This is a genomic window from Streptomyces omiyaensis (assembly GCF_014650895.1).
Taxonomy (GTDB): domain Bacteria; phylum Actinomycetota; class Actinomycetes; order Streptomycetales; family Streptomycetaceae; genus Streptomyces; species Streptomyces omiyaensis.
The window spans coordinates 44,501-61,205 of record NZ_BMVV01000008.1; the positions used below are offsets into that span (position 1 = coordinate 44,501).

The window sequence follows — 16,705 nt, forward strand, 5'->3', positions numbered from 1 at the left end:
CCGGACGCCCGTCGTCCATCAGGTGCCGGCCAGCGGCATCGCGGCGGCGACCAGGCGCCCGTTGGCCGCGGCCTTCTCCAGGGCGTCGCGGAGCAGGTCCTCGCGGGGCTGCTGGCCGATGGAGCCGACGGGGGCGGCGAAGACGAGCACGGTGTGCGACTTGTTGGCCGCCGCGCGCCATCCCTCGGTGACCTGGAGCGGCTGGTGCGCCTGCCACCAGGCGGTCTGGCCTGCGCCGCCGGCGCCGGGCTGGAGCACCGAGTGGAGCTGGCCCATGGCGACCAGGACCGACCAGCCGGGCAGCGCGGCCGGCCGGGTGTTCAGGTCGGCGACCGGGTGGAAGCCCTGCTCCGCGAGGAGGGACAGGAACTCGTCGGTGAGCCCGCCCGAACCGGGCCGGGCCACCGGCGCGGTCGGCTCCACGACCAGCGCCGGGTGCAGTTCGCCGTCGATCAGGACGAGGCCGCTGGTGACGCCGAGCACGGCCTGCTCGGGGTGGGCGGCGGTGAACGCGTCGGCGGCGTCGGCGGCCGTGATGGAGGCGACGGCGCCCTGGAGCTGGTCCTCGGCGACCCGGACCACCTGCGACGGGATGCAGGTGGCGTGGGCGAACGCCAGGACCGCGGTCTCCTCGCCGACGAACAGGACCGTGCTGGTGCGCTCCTGCTCGGAGTCGCCCGGCGTGCGGCAGGAGGTGCAGTCGTAGCTGCCCGGGGCGTTGTCGCCGGTGAGCAGCCGGTCGGCTTCTTCGTCGCCGATCTCGGCGCGTACGTCCTCGCTGACGTCGAGCATGCGCGGCACGGAGGGCTCCCTGGATTCGGTACGGACGGACCCCGGGCCTTTCCCGGGCGTCTCATGCCGAGTTCAACGGGTCAGGCGCGGGCGGGGTCACGCGCGGAAGGGGGGCAAGTTGCCACCGGTCCGCGGGGAGGCGGGCCGGACGCGGGCGGGGCGCCGGGTGACTCCGACCGGGTGGGAAGTGAACAGCGTTCCGCGCGGCACGGACCGGGGGCCCGGGGGACCGACCTAGCCTGCGGCGATGTCGATGATCCGATTTTGGACAGCCGGCTCGCTCGCGGCGGCCTCCGCGGCGGCGCTGCTCGCCCTCCACCAGGCGCCCGTCGCCGCGGCCGCGCCCGGCGACGACGGTCCCGGGACCGCCGGGGCGCCCGGCGCCCCCGCGGTCCCGGCGTCGCCCGTGCTGCCGGAGGTGGTGGCCGGGGCCGGGGCCGGGGCGGCGGCCGACGCGCTCGCCGCCGCCGCGGCCGCCGTGGCGGCCGCGCAGGGCGCGGCCGGTGCCGGGGCCGGCGCCGTGCCCCCGCCGCCGTCGGCGGGACCGGCGGGCGTCCCCGCGTACGCCTGCGCGAAGGACCAGTGGCCGTGGGGCTGTGTCGCCGAGTGCGAGAGCAGCGGGCGCTGGAACGTGAACACCGGCAACGGCTACTACGGCGGGCTCCAGTTCTGGCAGCCGACCTGGATCGAGTACGGCGGCCTGAAGTACGCCCGCCGCGCCGACCTCGCCACCCGGCAGCAGCAGATCACCGTCGCCGAGGACGTCCTGCGGGTGCAGGGCTGGGGCGCCTGGCCGGTCTGCTCCAAGCGGTACGGGCTCAGCGGCCGCGTCCACACGGTCCAGCGCGGCGACACCCTCGGCTCCATCGCCCGCCGCTTCTCCGTGAAGGGCGGCTGGCAGCGCCTGTACGAGGCCAACAGGAGCGTCATCGGGCCCGACCCGAACCGCCTGTACGTCGGCACGATGCTGCGGATCGCCCCGCTCTGACCCGTCAGGCCTCCCGCCGCTCCGCCGCCTCGCCGCTGAACACGCGGCTCCCGCGCCGGAGCTCGTGCAGCAGGGTGCCGGGCGGCAGACCGGCCGGCACCCGCTGCTCGGCCAGCACCACCGCCGCGCCGTCCCGCACGGCGAGCGCGGCGAGCAGAGCGTAGGTCCGGGCCGCGACCGGCGGCGCCATGCCCAGCGACGGCTCGTCCACCAGCACCACCCGAGCGGGGCGCAGCAGGGCCCGGGAGACCGCCAGCATCCGCCGCTCCCCGCCGGACAGGGTCCCCGCCGTCCGGGACAGCAGCGGGACGAGCGCGGGGTACGGGGGCGGGGCGTCCGGTCCCGCGAGCGCCAGGTTCTCGGCGACGGTCAGGCCCTCGTACACCGCCCCCCGGTCCGGTACGAGGCAGAGCCCGCGAAGGGCCCGCTCGTGCGGCGGCAGCCCGGTCACGTCCTCGCCGCGCCACAGGACCCGGCCCCCGTCGAGCCGCACCGTCCCGGCCAGCGCGCGCAGCGCCGTGCTGCGGCCCGCGCCGTTCCGGCCGGTCAGGACGGTGACCGTGCCCGCGGGGACCGGCAGGTCCAGGCCGTGCAGGGCCTCCAGGGGGCCGTAGCGGACCCGGGCGCCGCGCAGCTCCATCTCCGGGCTCATGGCCGCAGCCGCCCGCCGTCCATCGTGCGGACGGTCCGGGCGGCGGCCGCGACCGGGTCCGGGTCGTGCTCCACCACCAGCACCGTCAGGCCGTCGGCGGCGAGCGCCGCCAGCAGCCGGGAGAGGGCCGCCGCCTCGGCCGCGTCGAGGCCGGCGGCCGGTTCGTCCAGGAGCAGGGTGTGCGGATCGCCCGCCAGCGCCCGGGCCAGCTCGACCCGGCGCAGGGTGCCGGTCGGCAGCCCCGCGGTGAGCCGCGACCGCACGGGTCCGGCGAGGCCCGTCAGGAGGAGGGCGCGTTCGGTCGCGGCGGCGGGGCGGTCGCGCCGGCGGCCCCGCTCGGCGCCGACGCGGACGTTCTCCTCCACGCTCAGGGAGGCGAAGAGGGCCGGCTGCTGGAAGGTGCGGGCGATCCCGAGCCGGGCCCGGACGTGCGCGGGGCGGCCCGTGACGTCGCCGCCGTCGAGCAGGACCCGGCCGCGGCGTGGCCGTGCCGCGCCGGCCAGGCAGTCGAAGAGGGTGCTCTTCCCGGCGCCGTTCGGCCCGACCACCGCGGTGACCCGGCCGGCCGGGAGCGCGAGCGTGACGTCCCGGAGGGCGGTGACCCCGCCGCGGTGGGTGAACCACAGGCCCTCGGCGACGAGCCGGGCGGCCGGGCGGCCGCGCGCGTCGGCCCTGCCGGATCCCTCGGCTCCGCAGGCTCCACCGGATCCGTCCGCCCCGTCAGCCCCGTCCCCGCGGGCGGGCGGGGCGAGGGCCGGGACGCGGGCGGGCGGGGCGGTCCCCGCGCCCGCCGGCGCGCCGGCGGGGCCGGGCGGCCCGGGGCGGTCGCCGGGCACGAGGAGCGGGGTCAGGGGCGGGATCCTGCCCACCCGGGCGGCGAGGAGGCCGATCACCACCGCCGCCGCGCCGGCCGGGCCGGCCGCGTCCAGGGCCGTCAGGAGGGGGGCGGCCAGGAGGGGGGTGAGGAGGTGGTCGGCGCCGAGGACCACCACCGCGGCGAACCACAGCAGGCCCCGCAGCGGGTCGAAGGCGGTCGGGTCGAAGGCCTGGACGCCCGTCGTGAGCAGGCCGCCGCCCAGCCCCGCCAGAGCCGCGGCCAGGGCGAAGGCCAGCAGTTTGTGGGCGGTCGCCGCGACGCCGGCGGCCTCCGCGGCGGGCTCGTGGTCGCGCAGCGCCGCCAGCGCGCGGCCCGTGCGGCCCCGGCGCAGGGCCGCCACCAGGAGCAGGGCGGCCGCGAGGAGGAGCAGCTCCAGGAGGTAGTAGGCCCGGTCGGTGGTGAAGCCCGCCGGGCGGGCCGGGGCGGCCAGGCCCGCCGTCGCGTAGGGCTGGGTCAGGACGAGGCGGCTCACCGCCACGCCCACCGCGAGGGTCGCGAGGGCCAGGGCGAGACCGTGGCGGCGGATCGCCGGCCAGGCGGTCAGCAGGCCCGCCGCGCCGGTCAGCGGCACCGCGAGCGCCAGCGCCGCGAGGACCGGCAGGCCGGCCGCCGCGAGCAGGGCGGTGAAGAGGGCGCCGAGGCCCGCGTAGGCGGCCTGCCCCAGGGCGATCTGGCCCGCGCGGCCGGTGACCACCACCAGCGAGAGGAGGACGATCGCCAGGGCCGGGACCCGCACCGCCGTGCGCAGGTCGGGTCCGGCGACGGCCGGGGGCAGCAGGAGGCATCCGGCGGCGAGCGCCCACACGCCCGGCGGGACGCGGCCCGCGCGGGGCGCCGGCGGCAGCACGTCGCCGCCCTTGCCGCCGATGCCCGGCAGGACCAGGGCGGCGACCAGCAGCGCGATCACGAACAGGTTCGCCCCCACCGCCCGGACCAGCGGCTCCGCCCAGCCCTCCGGATGGAGGCGGGTCAGCTGGGCCTGGGTCACCCCGACGGCCAGCGCGGCGCCGATCGCGACCGGCAGCGACCGCATCCGGGCGATGACGGCGACCGCCATCACCTCCACCACGAGCAGCGGCAGCCCGTACGGGTCGAGCCGGACGTACGGCGCGAGGAGCACGCCCGTCAGCCCGGCGGTGAAGGCGCCGAAGGCCCAGCCGGCCGCGGCGATCCGGTCCGCGTCCACCCCGGAGAGGACCGCGAGCGGACGGTTGTCGACCACGGCCCGCAGCTCCCGGCCGAAGCGGGTCCACCGGGTCACCGCCGTCACCAGGCAGGCCACCGCCGGCACCGCGGCGAGCTGGAGCCACGGGTCGTCGCCGAGCAGCACCGGCGCGTCGTCCCGGGCCCCGCCGCCCCAGAGCAGCACCGCCGCCCCGACGAGCAGCACGAAGACGCCGGTCGAGGCGACCAGGGTGCGGGCCGGGTCGGCGCCGGACCGGGCCAGCGGGCGGAAGACGCCCCGGTCGAGGAGGAGGCCGAGGGCGGGCGCGAGGACGAGGAGCGTGACCAGGGCGGCCGGCCACAGCGGCCATCCCCACACGACCACGAGCTGGCGGAGCGCGTACGCGCAGACCATGGCGACGGCGCCGTGCGCCAGGTTCAGCACCCCGGTCGCCCGGTGGGTGACGATCAGGCCGATGCCGGTGAGCGCCGCCGCGCCGCCGACCGCGAGGCCGGCGAGCGTCAGCTCGTACGTCAGGGAGGCCACGGTTCACACACCGGGCAGGGCGCGAGCCCCGGGTCCCCGGCGGCCGGCTCCGCCTCCGTCCGCCCCGCGACCAGCGGGCAGTCGGGGCGGTGCGCCAGGGTGCCGCCGGGGACGCGGAGCGGCGGGCCGCCGGAGGAGGGCGGGGGAGGCCCGGCCGGGTCCGCCTCCGTGCCGGGGGCACCCGGTTCCGTACCGGAGCCGGAGCCGGAGCCGGGGCCGGGGGCGGGGGCGGGGGCGGAGCCGGGGGCCGGGGAGCCGGTGCGGGCCGCCGCCGCGAGCAGCACCGCGCCCGCCACCACCAGCGCCGCCCCCGGCACGGTGCACGAGGCCAGATAGGGCAGCTGGCGCTCGGCGAAACGCTCGCCGGAGATCCCGTACCAGCCGAGGACGCAGAGCACCGCGCCCCCGGCGGCCGCCACCAGGCCGCCCCACAGCAGGAACCGCGCCGTCGGCACGAAGCGCCTCCGCTCGCCGCTCTCCCGGTCTTCTCCTCCTGTTCCTCCCTTTCTCGACTATCCTCCGAATCCTTGCGCTTCGCCCCGTATCGTCCGACCCTGGAACCATCAGGCCGTACGGCCCGCACGCATCTCCGGTGGTGAGCCAGATGGCGATGGTCCTCAGGCGACGAGCGGCCGCCCTCGCGGCCACGGCGGTCCTGCTGTGCGGTCCCGCCCTCGCGGCCTGCTCGGACGACGCCTCCTCCGGCGGCCGGACCGCCACCCCCTCGCCGTCCGCCCCGGCGCGGCCCGCGGACCCCGCCGCGGCACGGACGGAGATCACCCGGAACTGGGAGGCCTTCTTCGCCGCGGACACCCCGCCCGCCGAGCGGGTGAAGCTTCTGGAGAACGGCGAGCAGATGGAGGACGTGCTCGCCGCCTTCGCCGGCAACCCACAGGCGGCGGCGACCACCGCGAAGGTCACCGGTGTCGCCTTCACCTCCGCCACCGGGGCCGACGTCACCTACGACCTGCTGGCCGGCGGCAACCCGCTGCTGCCCGACTCCCGGGGCACCTCGGTGCTCCAGGACGACACCTGGAAGGTCTCCGTGAAGACCCTGTGCGGTCTGGTGAAACTCAGCGGTGTCACCGTCCCGGGCTGCTGAGGCGGTCGCGGCGCGGCTCCCGGCCCTGCTGTGCGCCCTCCTCCTCGTCCTCCTCGCGGGGTGCGGCAGCCGGCTCCCGGAGAGCGCCTTCGAGACGCGGCCCACCGCCCACCCCTCCGGCGGTGAGCCGCTCCGCGTCGGCATCATCACCAGCGCCACCAGCCCCGTCGGCGGCGAGGCCCTCACCGGGCCCCGCGACGGCGCCCTGGCCTGGTTCGACGCCCTGAACGCCGCCGGCGGGCTCGACGGGCGCCGGGTCGAGGTCGAGACCTGCGACGACGGCGGCAGCGGCGCCGGCAACACCGCCTGCGTCCACGAACTCCTCGACGAGCGGAAGGTCTTCGCCCTCGTCGCCACCACCGCCCTCGACTACGCGGGCGCCCCGCTCGTCTCCCGCGCCGGCGTGCCGGACATCGGCGGCCAGCCCCTCACCCCGGCCTACGAGACCCACCCCCACCTCTACTCCCTCTACGGCAGCTCCGCCCCGCGCACCGGGGAGTCGCCCGGCTGGGGCGGCACCCTGTACGGCGGGACCGAGGTGTACCGCTGGTTCGCGCGCGAGCGCGGGGCGCGGACCGCCGCCGTCGTCGCCTACGACCAGCCGGCCTCCGCGGCCTACGCCCGGCTCGTCGTCCAGGGGCTGCGCGCGGAGGGGTACGAGGTGGTGACCGAGCGGGTCGCCTTCGTGCTGCCGGACTTCCGGGCCGTCGCCGCCGACCTGCGCGAGCGCCGGGTCGACCTCGTCCTCGACGCGCTGGACGCGCACGGCAACACCCGGCTCTGCGAGGCGATGGAGGCGCTCGGCGTCCGGGTCGACGCCAAGGTGACGAACGTGCAGAACTGGTCCTCCACCGTGGCCCGCGACCACGCCCGCGCGCCGGGCTGCCGCGCCTCCCTCTGGGTGACCGGGTCGAGCCGCAACTTCGAGGACACCGGACACCCGGAGGTCCGCGCCTTCCGGGCCGCGACGGAGGCAGCGGGCCGGGAGCCGTCCCAGTGGCAGCTGGAGGGGTGGGCGGCGGCCATGTGGTTCACCGACGCGGCCCGCTCCTGCCTCGCCCGCCCCGACGGGGGCGGACTCACCCGGACGTGCGTGGAGGAGTACATGAACCGTCAGGAGCCCTACACCGCGCGGGGGCTGCTGCTCCCCGTCCGCTTCGAGCACCTGGAGCGCCCGCCCGCCACCCGGGAGACCTGCCTCTCGGTCGCCCGCTGGCGGGACGGGCGGGGCTGGGTGAGCCAGGGGGAGATGACCCGGAACTGCGCGACCGTGCCCCAGCTCGGTTACCGGCCGTGACGACCGGCGCCCGCGGAGCAGTACAGTCGCTCCGACCGACCGACTGACCGGGGAGAACCGGCGGATGCGCATCTCCTTCCTGCTCCACAACGGATATCACTACGGCGGCACGATCCGGACCACCTTCACCCTCGCCGGGCAGCTGGCGGAGAGGCACGAGGTGGAGATCGTCTCGGTCTTCCGGCACCGCGACCGGCCCCGCCTCGGACTGCCCTCGGGGGTGACCCTCCGTCACCTCGTCGACCTGAGGGAGGACGGGCCCGGGTACGACGGGGACCACCCCGACTTCCACCGGCCCGCCCGGGTCTTCCCGCGCGGGGACGGGCGGTGGAAGCAGTACAGCGCGCTGACCGACGCGCGGATCGGCGCCCATCTGCGCGGGGTGCGGGCCGACGTCCTCGTCGGCACCCGGCCGGGGCTGAACGTGCACCTCGCCCGGCAGGCCGGGCCCGGACCGCTGCTGGTCGCCCAGGAGCACCTGATCCTCGACGGGCACAGCCGCCGGCTGCGCCGGGACATCGCCCACGAGTACGCCCTGCTCGACCTCGTCACCACCGTCACCGAGGCCGACGCCCGCGCCTACCGGCGGCTCGGCCTGCCGGACGCCGTCCGCATCCGGTCCGTGCCCAACGGCGTGCCCGCGGCCGCCGTCCCGCCCGCCGACCCGGCCGCCCGGGTGGTCGTCGCGGCCGGCCGGCTCACCCGGGTCAAGCGGTACGACGTCCTCGTCGACGCCTTCGCCGAGCTGGCCGGCGACCACCCGGACTGGACCCTGCGGATCTACGGCAGCGGCGACGCCGCCCAGGACCTGCGGGGAGCGCTGGCCCGCCGGATCGAGGAGCACGGGCTCACCGGACGGGTCCTGCTGATGGGCCAGGTCCACCCCATGGAGCCGGAGTGGGCGAAGGGCTCCGTCGCGGCCGTGACCTCCGAGCGGGAGGCCTTCGGGATGACGATCGTGGAGGCGATGCGGTGCGGACTGCCGGTCGTCGCCGCGGACTGTCCCCACGGACCGCGCGAGATCGTCGAGGACGGGGTGGACGGCCGGCTCGTCCCCGTCGGCGACCCCGGAGCGCTCGCCCGGGCGCTCGGCGAGCTGATGGGCGACGAGGAACTGCGGGCGAGGGCGGGGCGGGCGGCCCTCGCGGCGTCCGCGCGCTTCGACCCGGCGCTGATCGCCGCCCGCCACGAGGAGCTGTGGACCGGGCTGCTCGCCGGCGGCGGGACCCGCCGGACCCACGCGCCGGCCGCCGCCGCCCGGTACGCCTGGACCGGCCGGGCCGTCGACGCCGCGTACACGGTCAAGGCCGGCGCGGGCCGCGCGCTGCGCCGCCTCGGAGTGCGCTGACGGACCCGACGGGGCTCCCCGGCCCGGCCGGCGCCCCGGTGCCCCGCCCCGGGGCCCCGGCCTACCCCTCGCCGGTCCGCCGGCCCCGCGCGGGCCGGGTCGGCGGCGGGCTCGTGATCCGCATCCGCTCGTAGCCGGCGAACTCCGGGTGGTGCAGGTCGAAGGCGGGGGACTCGGAGCGGATCCGGGGCACCGCGGTGAAGTTGTGCCGGGGCGGCGGGCAGGAGGTGGCCCACTCCAGGGAGCGCCCGAAGCCCCAGGGGTCGTCGACCTCGACCTCAGGGGCGTACCGCCAGGTCCGCCAGACGTTGTAGAGGAAGGGCAGGGTGGAGATCCCGAGCAGGAAGGCGCCGATCGTCGAGAGGGTGTTGAGCGCGGTGAAGCCGTCCGCGGCCAGGTAGTCGGCGTACCGCCGCGGCATGCCCTCCGCGCCCAGCCAGTGCTGGACGAGGAAGGTCAGGTGGAAGCCGGCGAAGAGGGTCCAGAAGTGGACCTTGCCGAGCCGCTCGTCGAGCATCCGGCCGGTGAACTTGGGCCACCAGAAGTGGAAGCCGGCGAAGGTCGCGAAGACGACCGTGCCGAAGACCGTGTAGTGGAAGTGGGCGACGACGAAGTACGAGTCGGTGACGGGGAAGTCCATCGGCGGCGAGGCCAGGATCACCCCGGTCAGGCCGCCGAAGAGGAAGGACACCAGGAAGCCGGTCGCCCACAGCATCGGGGTCTCGAAGGAGAGCGAGCCCCGCAGCATGGTCCCCGTCCAGTTGAAGAACTTCACCCCGGTCGGCACCGCGATGAGGAAGGAGAGGAAGGAGAAGAACGGCAGCAGCACCGCCCCGGTCGCGAACATGTGGTGCGCCCAGACCACCACCGACAGGCCGGTGATCGTCATGGTGGCGGCGATCAGGCTCAGGTACCCGAAGATCGGCTTGCGGGCGAAGACCGGGAGGATCTCGCTGACGATGCCGAAGAACGGCAGGGCGATGATGTAGACCTCGGGGTGGCCGAAGAACCAGAACAGGTGCTGCCAGAGCAGCGCCCCGCCGTTGCCCGGGGCGAAGACCAGCGCCCCGAACCGCCGGTCGGCCTCCAGCGCGAGCAGCGCCGCCGCGAGCACGGGGAAGGCGACGAGCACCAGGACCGCGGTGAAGAGCACGTTCCAGGTGAAGACCGGCATCCGGAACATGGTCATGCCGGGGGCCCGCATCCCGATGATGGTGGCGAGGAAGTTCACCGAGGTGAGGATCGTCCCGAAGCCGGAGAGGGCGAGCCCCATGATCCACAGGTCGGCGCCGATCCCCGGGGAGCGCTCGGCGCCGTTCAGCGGCGCGTAGGCGGTCCAGCCGAAGTCGGGCGGTCCGCTCGGGGTGAGGAAGGAGCCGACCACCATCAGCCCGCCGAACAGGAACAGCCAGTACGAGAACATGTTGAGGCGCGGGAAGGCGACGTCGGGCGCGCCGATCTGGAGCGGCACCAGCTCGTTGGCGAAGCCCGCGAAGGTCGGGGTGGCGAAGAGCAGCAGCATGACCGTGCCGTGCTGGGTGAAGGCCTGGTTGAACTGCTCGTTGGAGAGGAACTGGAGCCCCGGCCGGGCCAGCTCGGCCCGCATCGCCATCGCCAGCAGACCGGCGAGGAGGAAGAAGGCGAACGAGGTCGCCAGGTAGAGGTGACCGATCTTCTTGTGGTCGGTGGTGGTCAGCCAGTCGACCAGGATCCGGCCGTGCCGCTTCCGCGTCGAATCCGCCGTGGTGGCCGCCGCTTCGGTGCTCATCGGTGCCTCCGCCCCGTGTTCCTTACTCCGGCGTCCGGTCAGCGTAAGCATTGTGTAAGGGAAGGGTGGGGGAGCCGCGCTCGGGCCCGCGCACATTTCGCCGATCGGCCCCCGGAACGGGAATTCCGGCGGGCCGGGAAAAGCGTACGAACGCTTCGTGCGAACCTCCGGGCGCATTTTCGAATGTCCGGAGAAACGGCCGATAAGTGACCCTCCGTCCGCTGTGCGGCGAGCGGGCCGGCCGTCGAGAAGTTGTGACGCAAGCGTGACCGCGGGGGTACTAACGTGAACCCCATGGCACCCATACCGCGCATCCCCGAACCGCCCCGAGACGCGCCCGAGTCCTATGTGGGCCTCGACGCGGACGCCGCCGCCCGGCTCGCCAGGACCCGCGGCTGGCGGGTCGTCCGGGCCCTCCCGCCCGGCGCGATCGTGACCATGGAGTACCTCGCCGGGCGGCTCAACTTCGAGGTCGAGGACGACACCGTCACCCGCTGCTGGATCGGCTGAGCCGGAACACCGCGAAGGGCCCCGGCCGGTGCGGCCGGGGCCCTTCGCGTACGGAGGGGGCGGAGGTCAGGCGGTGAGCCGGTCCGAGGAGGGACGGCTCCGGGGGGCCCGGGCGTGGCTCGCGGCGGTGCCCACGCTCTCGCGCACCGGCTCCTCCTGTCCCACCGGGGCGGGGAAGAGGCGGGGTCCGCCGGAGGCCACGGGCAGCGACGGCACCAGGCGGCGCCGGGACCGCAGCCGCTCCCGGATCCGGTCGCGCCGGTCCAGGATCCAGGCCTCGACCACCGCGATGACCGGCTCGCACCAGGGCAGCGCCAGCAGGATCAGCAGTCCGGCGGCCCAGCCGAGCAGCACGTCGCTCAGCCAGTGGGTCCCGAGGTAGACCGTGGTGAGGCCGACGCCGAGCGCGACCACGGCGGAGAGCGCCGACAGGTAGCGCCGGGCCCGCGGGGTGGTGGCGAGGTAGGCCAGGATGCCCCAGGTCACCACCGCGTTCGCGGTGTGACCGGAGGGGAATATGTCCCCGCCCGCGAACAGTTCGGCCGAGCCGACCTGTGTCGCGTAGTGGGGGCCGAGCCGGCCGAGTCCGAGCTTCACCGCGCCGACGGTGACGTTGAGGAGCAGCAGGGCCGCGCCGAGGGAGAGGAGCGGCCGCAGGGTGTGCTGGCGCCAGGAGCGCCAGCCCAGCCAGGCCGCCACCATCACCGCCGTCGGACCGCGCTGGCCGAGGACGACGTAGTAGTCCAGGAAGGCGTGCAGCTCCGGCCACTGCTGGTAGGGACGGAAGAGCATGATCTTCCAGTCGAGGGTCACCAGCCAGGTGGACAGCAGCACCGCCACCACGACGATGAGATAGAACGCCGACGTCCCGCCGAAGAGGGCGAGACGCGTCCGGGTCATCCGAGGGACCTCTATCTTCGGCGGGACCGGCTCCCGGTCCAGCCGGGCAAAGATGTCGGTACGCACCCAATCGACGTTACAGGGGGTGAGGAGACGACCCGGTCGATCCGCTCCCTTCGTGATGACGATGTGATGTGGAGTGGGTCTCAGCGGGCCGCCTATTCCGGACTCCCGTCGGAAAATCCGATGACCTTCAGCCCTATTGCCGCCGGAGGTGATTCCGGAAGCCTGTTTGTATGGCACGGAATTACTTCAGACACTCGTCCGTGCGGAATTCCACGCGACGCGCGGGCCGGACCGAGTGGCGTACGCCACACCCGGAGCCCCGCCGGGGTGAGAGGTGCGCCACCCCTCAGGGGCCCGTCCTCGCGTACGCTGACGGCTCACTCGCCCCTCGTCGCCGCGCCGCCGCACGCACATCAGCCCAGGTCGGCGGCGTCTGCCGAGCGCGAGAGCGTCACTGGGAGGTACGCACATGTCGCGGACGATCACGGCCCGAACCGGACAGCGCGCCGGCGGCGACGCGAACCGCTGGGCCGTCCTCGTCGTCCTCTGCGTCAGCCTGCTGCTGGTCGCCCTCGACGCGACCATCCTCCACGTCGCCGTCCCCTCCCTGACCGGGGACCTGAACCCCGGCTCCACCGAGCTGCTCTGGATCGTCGACGCCTACCCCCTGGTCTGCGCGTCGCTGCTGATCCTCTTCGGCACCCTCGGTGACCGGATCGGCCGGCGCCGGGTGCTGCTCCTCGGATACGGACTCTTCGGCGTCGCCTCGGCCGTCGCCGCCCTCGCCACCGAGCCCTGGGTCCTCATCGCGGCCCGCGCCCTGCTCGGCGTCGGCGGCGCCATGATCATGCCGGCGACGCTCTCCCTCATCCGGACCGTCTTCCCCGACCGGCGCGAGCGCGCCACCGCCATCGGCATCTGGACGGCGGTCGCCGCGATCGGCGCCGCCGCGGGGCCCGTGCTCGGCGGCTTCCTCGTCGAGCACTACTGGTGGGGCTCCGTCTTCCTCATCAACATCCCGCTGATGGCGCTGATCCTGCCGCTCGCCCGCCGCCTCCTGCCGGAGTCGCGCGGCAGCGCCGAGGGACCCTGGGACGTCGTCGGCGCGCTGACGGCCGCGGCCGGCGTCCTCGGCTGCGTCCTCGGCGTGAAGCGCGCGGGGGCCGGCGAGCCGCTGCTCTCCGTCCTCACCGCCGGACCGCTGCTCGCCGGGGCGCTGCTGCTCGTGCTCTTCGTCCGGCGCCAGCGGCGCAGGCCGCACCCGCTGATCGACACCCGCCTCTTCTCCCGGCCCGCCTTCACCACCTCCGTCGGCTGCATCGTCCTCGCGATGCTGGCCCTCGTCGGCCTGGAGCTCATCGCCGTCCAGTACCTCCAGCTGGTCCTCGGGCTCAGCCCCCTGGAGACCGGGCTGCGGCTCCTCCCGCTCACCTTCGCCGCCATGGCGGCCGGCGCCACCGGCTCGTACACGCTCCGCCGGATCGGCCCCCGCCGGATGGTCGGCTGGGGCTTCCTGCTCACCGCCGGGGCGGTGCTGCTGCTCACCCTGATGGGCCAGCACGACCGGCCGCTGCTGCTCACGGCCGGTTTCGTCCTGCTCGGCTTCGGCCTCCAGACGACCCTCTTCTCGGCCTACGAGTCGATGCTCAGCGAGGCGCCGCCGCGGAGCGCGGGCGGGGCCGCGGCGATCGGCGAGACCTCCTACCAGCTCGGCGCGGGCATGGGCATCGCCCTCCTCGGCAGCGTCATGAACGCGGCGTACGCCCCCGGTCTCGCGGGTGTCCCCGGGGTGCCCGCGGCGGCGAGCGACGCCGCGGCGAACTCGCTCGGCGAGGCGTACCAGGTCGCCGAGCGGCTCGGCGGCACGGCCGGCCACGCCCTGCACACGGCCGCCCGCCACGCCTTCGTCGACGGACTGCACCTTACGCTCTTCGTGAGCGCGGGCCTGCTGCTCGCCGGCGCCGCCATGGCGCTCCGGCTGCCCCGGGTGATGGAGTGCCCGGTGGACGTCGAGGCCGCGGTGGAGGAGGCCGCGGCGGAGGCGGCGGCCGAGAGGGCCGCCGAGGCGGCGAAGGCGGCGGCCGGGGGCGACGGGTCCGGTGCCGCGGGGACGACGTGCGGGGGGCGGGGTGCCGCGGCGGCCGGCGGCCCCGGGGCGACGGGGGAGCGGGACGGGCTCGCCGGTCCGGCGAGGGTGCCCGGGCAGCCGTCCGGCTCTCCGGCCGACACCGGGGCCGCCGGCTGCCGGACGCTGCCGGACTCCGGTCCCGCCGGGACGATGAGGGGTGCGGCGACCCGGGCGCACTGACGGCGGGCGGGGGCCGGGCGGGGAGGTCCGCCGAGGGTGCCGGGCTCCGCAGGCCGGCTTTTTCCGGCGGGCGCGTTCCGGTCGGTTCCTCCCGGCAGGCTCGTCCCGGCCGGTTCGTTCCGGCGGCAGGACCGTCCCGGGTGGTCCGCTCCGCGGTGCGGCCGGCCGGACGGCCCGGGGGCGCGGGGCCCTCGCGTGACCGGCCCGGCCCCGCGCGGGCGGGTCCGGGCCGGAAGGCGTCGGGGGATCGGGGGACCGGGGGCGATCCGGGGTGGCGCGGTGCGGCGCCGGGGGTCAGCTCTGGTTGAAGAAGCCGTCCTGCTTGCGGCGGCCGGATTCGCCGCTGACGATCTCCGTGTCGGCGGGCGTCAGGAGGAAGACCCGGGTGGCGACGCGCTCGATCGAGCCGCGCAGTCCGAAGGCGAGGCCGGCGGCGAAGTCGACGACCCGCTTGGCGTCGTTCGGCTCCATGGCGGTCAGGTTCACGATCACCGGCACGCCGTCCCGGAAGAGCTCGCCGATGGCCCGGGCGTCCCGGAAGCTGTCGGGCGAGACGGTCGCGATCCGGCGGCCCCGGTCCTCGGCGGTGTCCGTGGCGACCCGGACGCGGGGGTCCGTCACCCAGGCGTCGCCGCCCTCGGCACCTTCGGCGTACTCGTCGTCGTAGTAACGCTCGTCGTTGTCCTCGACGAGTCCCAGCCAGGCGCTCGCCTTGCGCACCGATCCCATGGACGCCTCCTTTCACGCGGTCACTGCGGTCACTTGTGGTTCCGCATATCCCTATCGTCGTCCATGATGCGGATCGCGCGCCAAGTGGATAGGCGCCGCGCAGGGGATTCGTGACGGTACTGGTGCAGAACGTGAGGCCCGTTTTCTGGCGAATCGTCAGGAATCTTGGGATATGCAGGGCCTGACGGAGGGCCATGTTGCTGAAAATATGAAAGTCGGTCCAGAAGGGTGACGCCGGGCGCGTACGGGTGAACAGCCCCTCGCTACGATGCCGCGAGGCCGGCCGGCGGTTTCCGGGCAGCGCCCCCGAGGGCGCCGCGCGGCCCGTCGCGCGCTCCGCGCCCGGCCCGCCCGCACGCACCGCACCACGGGGGATGGAATTGTTCGGAATCGTCAGACCCTGCACGCACCGGCTCACCGACCACCTGAAGACCCAGTGGATGGCCCACCTCTGCGGCCTGTGTCTGGCCCTCCGCGCCGACCACGGCCAGTTCGCCCGGGTCGTCACCAACTACGACGGCCTCATCGTCTCCGTCCTGACGGAGGCTCAGACCGGTGTCACCGACTCCGGACGGCGCACCGCGGGCCCCTGCCCGCTGCGCGCCATGCGCACCGCGCCCGTCGCCCGCGGCGAGGGCGCCCGGCTCGCCGCCGCGGTCTCGCTCGTCCTCGCCTCGGCCAAGGTCCGCGACCACGTCGCCGACCGGGACGGCCTGCTGGCCCGCAGGCCGGTCGCCGCCGCGGCCCGCCGGGTCGCCCGCTCCTGGGACAGGGCCGGCGCCCGCGCGGGCCACGCGATCGGCTTCGACACCGCCGTCCTCGTCGACGCCGTGGACCGCCAGACCGGCATCGAGGCGCTCGCCGGCCCCGGCACCTCCCTCCTCGTCGTCACCGAGCCCACCGAGACCGCCACCGCCGCCGCCTTCGCCCACACCGCGGTCCTCGCCGGCCGGCCCGGGAACGCCGAGGCGCTCGCCGAGGCGGGCCGGCTCTTCGGCCGCCTCGCCCACCTCCTCGACGCCGTCGAGGACCAGGACGCCGACGCGCAGAGCGGCGCCTGGAACCCGCTCACCGCCACCGGAACCTCCCGCGAGGAGGCCCGCCGGCTCGCCGACGACGCCCTGCACGGCATCCGTCTGGCCCTGCGGGACGCCGAGTTCACCGACGGCAAGCTCGTCCACCAGCTGCTCGCGCACGAGCTGCGGACCTCCGTCGACCGCGCCTTCGGCACCACCACCTGCTCCCACGGCGGCGGCTCCGCCCACGCCCACGGGCCGGTGCCCGGCAACCCGTACGCGCCGAACGGGCCCGGTACCGGCAGCCCTTACGGCCCCGGGCCGGGCGCCCCCCACGCCCCCGGCCCCGGCGGACCGGCCGGCCCGGGCGGACCCTGGAACCCCGGTCCGGGCGGCGGCGGGGGCGGCCCCTTCCCGCCCGGACCGCCGCACCGCGGCAGGCGCGGACTGATCACCGGCTGCGCGGTCTGGGCCGGCCTCGCCTGCACCTGCCAGATGTGCTGCGGCAGCTACGAGGACCCGTGGAGCCGGGAGCGCAAGGACGGACTCTGCAGCCAGTGCGACTGCGGAAGCTGCTGCGACGGCTGCGAGTGCTGCTCCAACTGCTGCTCCTGCGGCGGCGAGGACGGCGGCTGCTGCGACGGCTGCGGCTGCGACTGCAACTGCTGAGCGGGCCCCGGCCGCACGGGACGGGCCACGGG

The 16,705-nt window shown here is 75.8% G+C and carries 14 protein-coding genes; 7 read left to right on the plus strand and 7 right to left on the minus strand.

Annotated features, from left to right (window positions below; translation table 11 throughout):
- Nucleotides 1-18 precede the first annotated feature (18 nt).
- Nucleotides 19-801 (minus strand): DUF8842 C-terminal domain-containing protein, encoded by a 783-nt coding sequence (locus tag IE287_RS15250; protein ID WP_189849589.1) that lies wholly within the window; start codon nt 799-801, stop codon nt 19-21.
- 238 nt (nt 802-1,039) lie between these two features.
- Here IE287_RS15250 and IE287_RS15255 point away from each other — a divergent pair, with 238 nt between their 5' ends.
- Nucleotides 1,040-1,780, plus strand: a complete 741-nt coding sequence (locus tag IE287_RS15255; RefSeq protein ID WP_189849590.1) for a LysM peptidoglycan-binding domain-containing protein — start codon at nt 1,040-1,042, stop codon at nt 1,778-1,780.
- A gap of 4 nt (nt 1,781-1,784) precedes the next feature.
- On the opposite strand, the gene IE287_RS15260 is transcribed toward IE287_RS15255, so the two are convergent.
- The 3 genes from IE287_RS15260 to IE287_RS15270 are packed head-to-tail and all read right to left on the minus strand — an operon-like array spanning nt 1,785 to nt 5,475.
- Nucleotides 1,785-2,432, minus strand: coding sequence for an ATP-binding cassette domain-containing protein (locus tag IE287_RS15260; RefSeq protein WP_189849591.1), 648 nt, complete (start codon nt 2,430-2,432; stop codon nt 1,785-1,787).
- Entirely contained in the window at nt 2,429-5,020 is a 2,592-nt protein-coding gene (locus tag IE287_RS15265) for an ABC transporter permease subunit (RefSeq protein WP_189849592.1), read from the minus strand. Before IE287_RS15265 ends, IE287_RS15260 begins: the two co-directional genes overlap by 4 nt.
- Nucleotides 5,008-5,475 carry a hypothetical protein gene (locus IE287_RS15270; RefSeq protein ID WP_189849593.1) on the minus strand — a complete coding sequence of 156 codons (468 nt, stop codon included), beginning with the start codon at nt 5,473-5,475 and terminating at the stop codon, nt 5,008-5,010. The genes IE287_RS15265 and IE287_RS15270 overlap by 13 nt, the downstream gene beginning before the upstream one ends.
- 137 nt (nt 5,476-5,612) lie before the next feature.
- On the opposite strand from IE287_RS15270, the gene IE287_RS15275 reads away from it, so the two are divergent.
- From IE287_RS15275 to IE287_RS15285, 3 genes are all read left to right on the plus strand, one after another.
- Entirely contained in the window at nt 5,613-6,122 is a 510-nt protein-coding gene (locus IE287_RS15275; protein WP_229883507.1) for an MTB12 C-terminal domain-containing protein, read from the plus strand.
- Nucleotides 6,100-7,419 carry an ABC transporter substrate-binding protein gene (locus IE287_RS15280; RefSeq protein ID WP_189849594.1) on the plus strand — a complete coding sequence of 440 codons (1,320 nt, stop codon included), beginning with the start codon at nt 6,100-6,102 and terminating at the stop codon, nt 7,417-7,419. The genes IE287_RS15275 and IE287_RS15280 overlap by 23 nt, the downstream gene beginning before the upstream one ends.
- Nucleotides 7,420-7,483: 64 nt before the next feature.
- The gene (locus IE287_RS15285; RefSeq protein WP_189849595.1) at nt 7,484-8,767 is read left to right on the plus strand and encodes a glycosyltransferase; all 1,284 of its coding nucleotides are present in this window, start codon (nt 7,484-7,486) and stop codon (nt 8,765-8,767) included.
- 61 nt (nt 8,768-8,828) lie between these two features.
- Here IE287_RS15285 and ctaD read toward each other — a convergent pair whose 3' ends face one another.
- Entirely contained in the window at nt 8,829-10,535 is a 1,707-nt protein-coding gene (ctaD, locus tag IE287_RS15290; RefSeq protein ID WP_189849596.1) for an aa3-type cytochrome oxidase subunit I, read from the minus strand.
- A gap of 294 nt (nt 10,536-10,829) precedes the next feature.
- On the opposite strand from ctaD, the gene IE287_RS15295 reads away from it, so the two are divergent.
- Nucleotides 10,830-11,045, plus strand: a complete 216-nt coding sequence (locus IE287_RS15295; protein ID WP_189849597.1) for an I78 family peptidase inhibitor — start codon at nt 10,830-10,832, stop codon at nt 11,043-11,045.
- Between the two features lie 66 nt (nt 11,046-11,111).
- On the opposite strand, the gene IE287_RS15300 is transcribed toward IE287_RS15295, so the two are convergent.
- A complete protein-coding gene (locus IE287_RS15300) occupies nt 11,112-12,011 on the minus strand; it encodes a phosphatase PAP2 family protein (protein ID WP_189849598.1) in 900 nt (299 codons plus the stop codon).
- A gap of 409 nt (nt 12,012-12,420) precedes the next feature.
- On the opposite strand from IE287_RS15300, the gene IE287_RS15305 reads away from it, so the two are divergent.
- Nucleotides 12,421-14,259 carry an MFS transporter gene (locus tag IE287_RS15305; RefSeq protein WP_189849599.1) on the plus strand — a complete coding sequence of 613 codons (1,839 nt, stop codon included), beginning with the start codon at nt 12,421-12,423 and terminating at the stop codon, nt 14,257-14,259.
- 294 nt (nt 14,260-14,553) lie between these two features.
- Here IE287_RS15305 and IE287_RS15310 read toward each other — a convergent pair whose 3' ends face one another.
- Nucleotides 14,554-14,988 carry a cell division protein SepF gene (locus IE287_RS15310; protein WP_189849600.1) on the minus strand — a complete coding sequence of 145 codons (435 nt, stop codon included), beginning with the start codon at nt 14,986-14,988 and terminating at the stop codon, nt 14,554-14,556.
- A gap of 380 nt (nt 14,989-15,368) precedes the next feature.
- On the opposite strand from IE287_RS15310, the gene IE287_RS15315 reads away from it, so the two are divergent.
- Complete coding sequence (locus IE287_RS15315) at nt 15,369-16,673, plus strand: DUF5685 family protein (protein WP_189849841.1); 1,305 nt, start codon at nt 15,369-15,371, stop codon at nt 16,671-16,673.
- Nucleotides 16,674-16,705 lie beyond the last annotated feature (32 nt).

What these genes read in the sequence shown, in the direction of transcription:
- IE287_RS15310 (WP_189849600.1), bottom strand. Translation starts at nt 14,988, where the DNA reads ATGGGATCGGTGCGCAAGGCGAGCGCCTGGCTGGGACTCGTCGAGGAC.
- IE287_RS15295 (WP_189849597.1), top strand. Translation starts at nt 10,830, where the DNA reads ATGGCACCCATACCGCGCATCCCCGAACCGCCCCGAGACGCGCCCGAG.
- IE287_RS15255 (WP_189849590.1), top strand. Translation starts at nt 1,040, where the DNA reads ATGTCGATGATCCGATTTTGGACAGCCGGCTCGCTCGCGGCGGCCTCC.
- ctaD (WP_189849596.1), bottom strand. Translation starts at nt 10,535, where the DNA reads ATGAGCACCGAAGCGGCGGCCACCACGGCGGATTCGACGCGGAAGCGG.
- IE287_RS15260 (WP_189849591.1), bottom strand. Translation starts at nt 2,432, where the DNA reads ATGAGCCCGGAGATGGAGCTGCGCGGCGCCCGGGTCCGCTACGGCCCC.
- IE287_RS15305 (WP_189849599.1), top strand. Translation starts at nt 12,421, where the DNA reads ATGTCGCGGACGATCACGGCCCGAACCGGACAGCGCGCCGGCGGCGAC.
- IE287_RS15285 (WP_189849595.1), top strand. Translation starts at nt 7,484, where the DNA reads ATGCGCATCTCCTTCCTGCTCCACAACGGATATCACTACGGCGGCACG.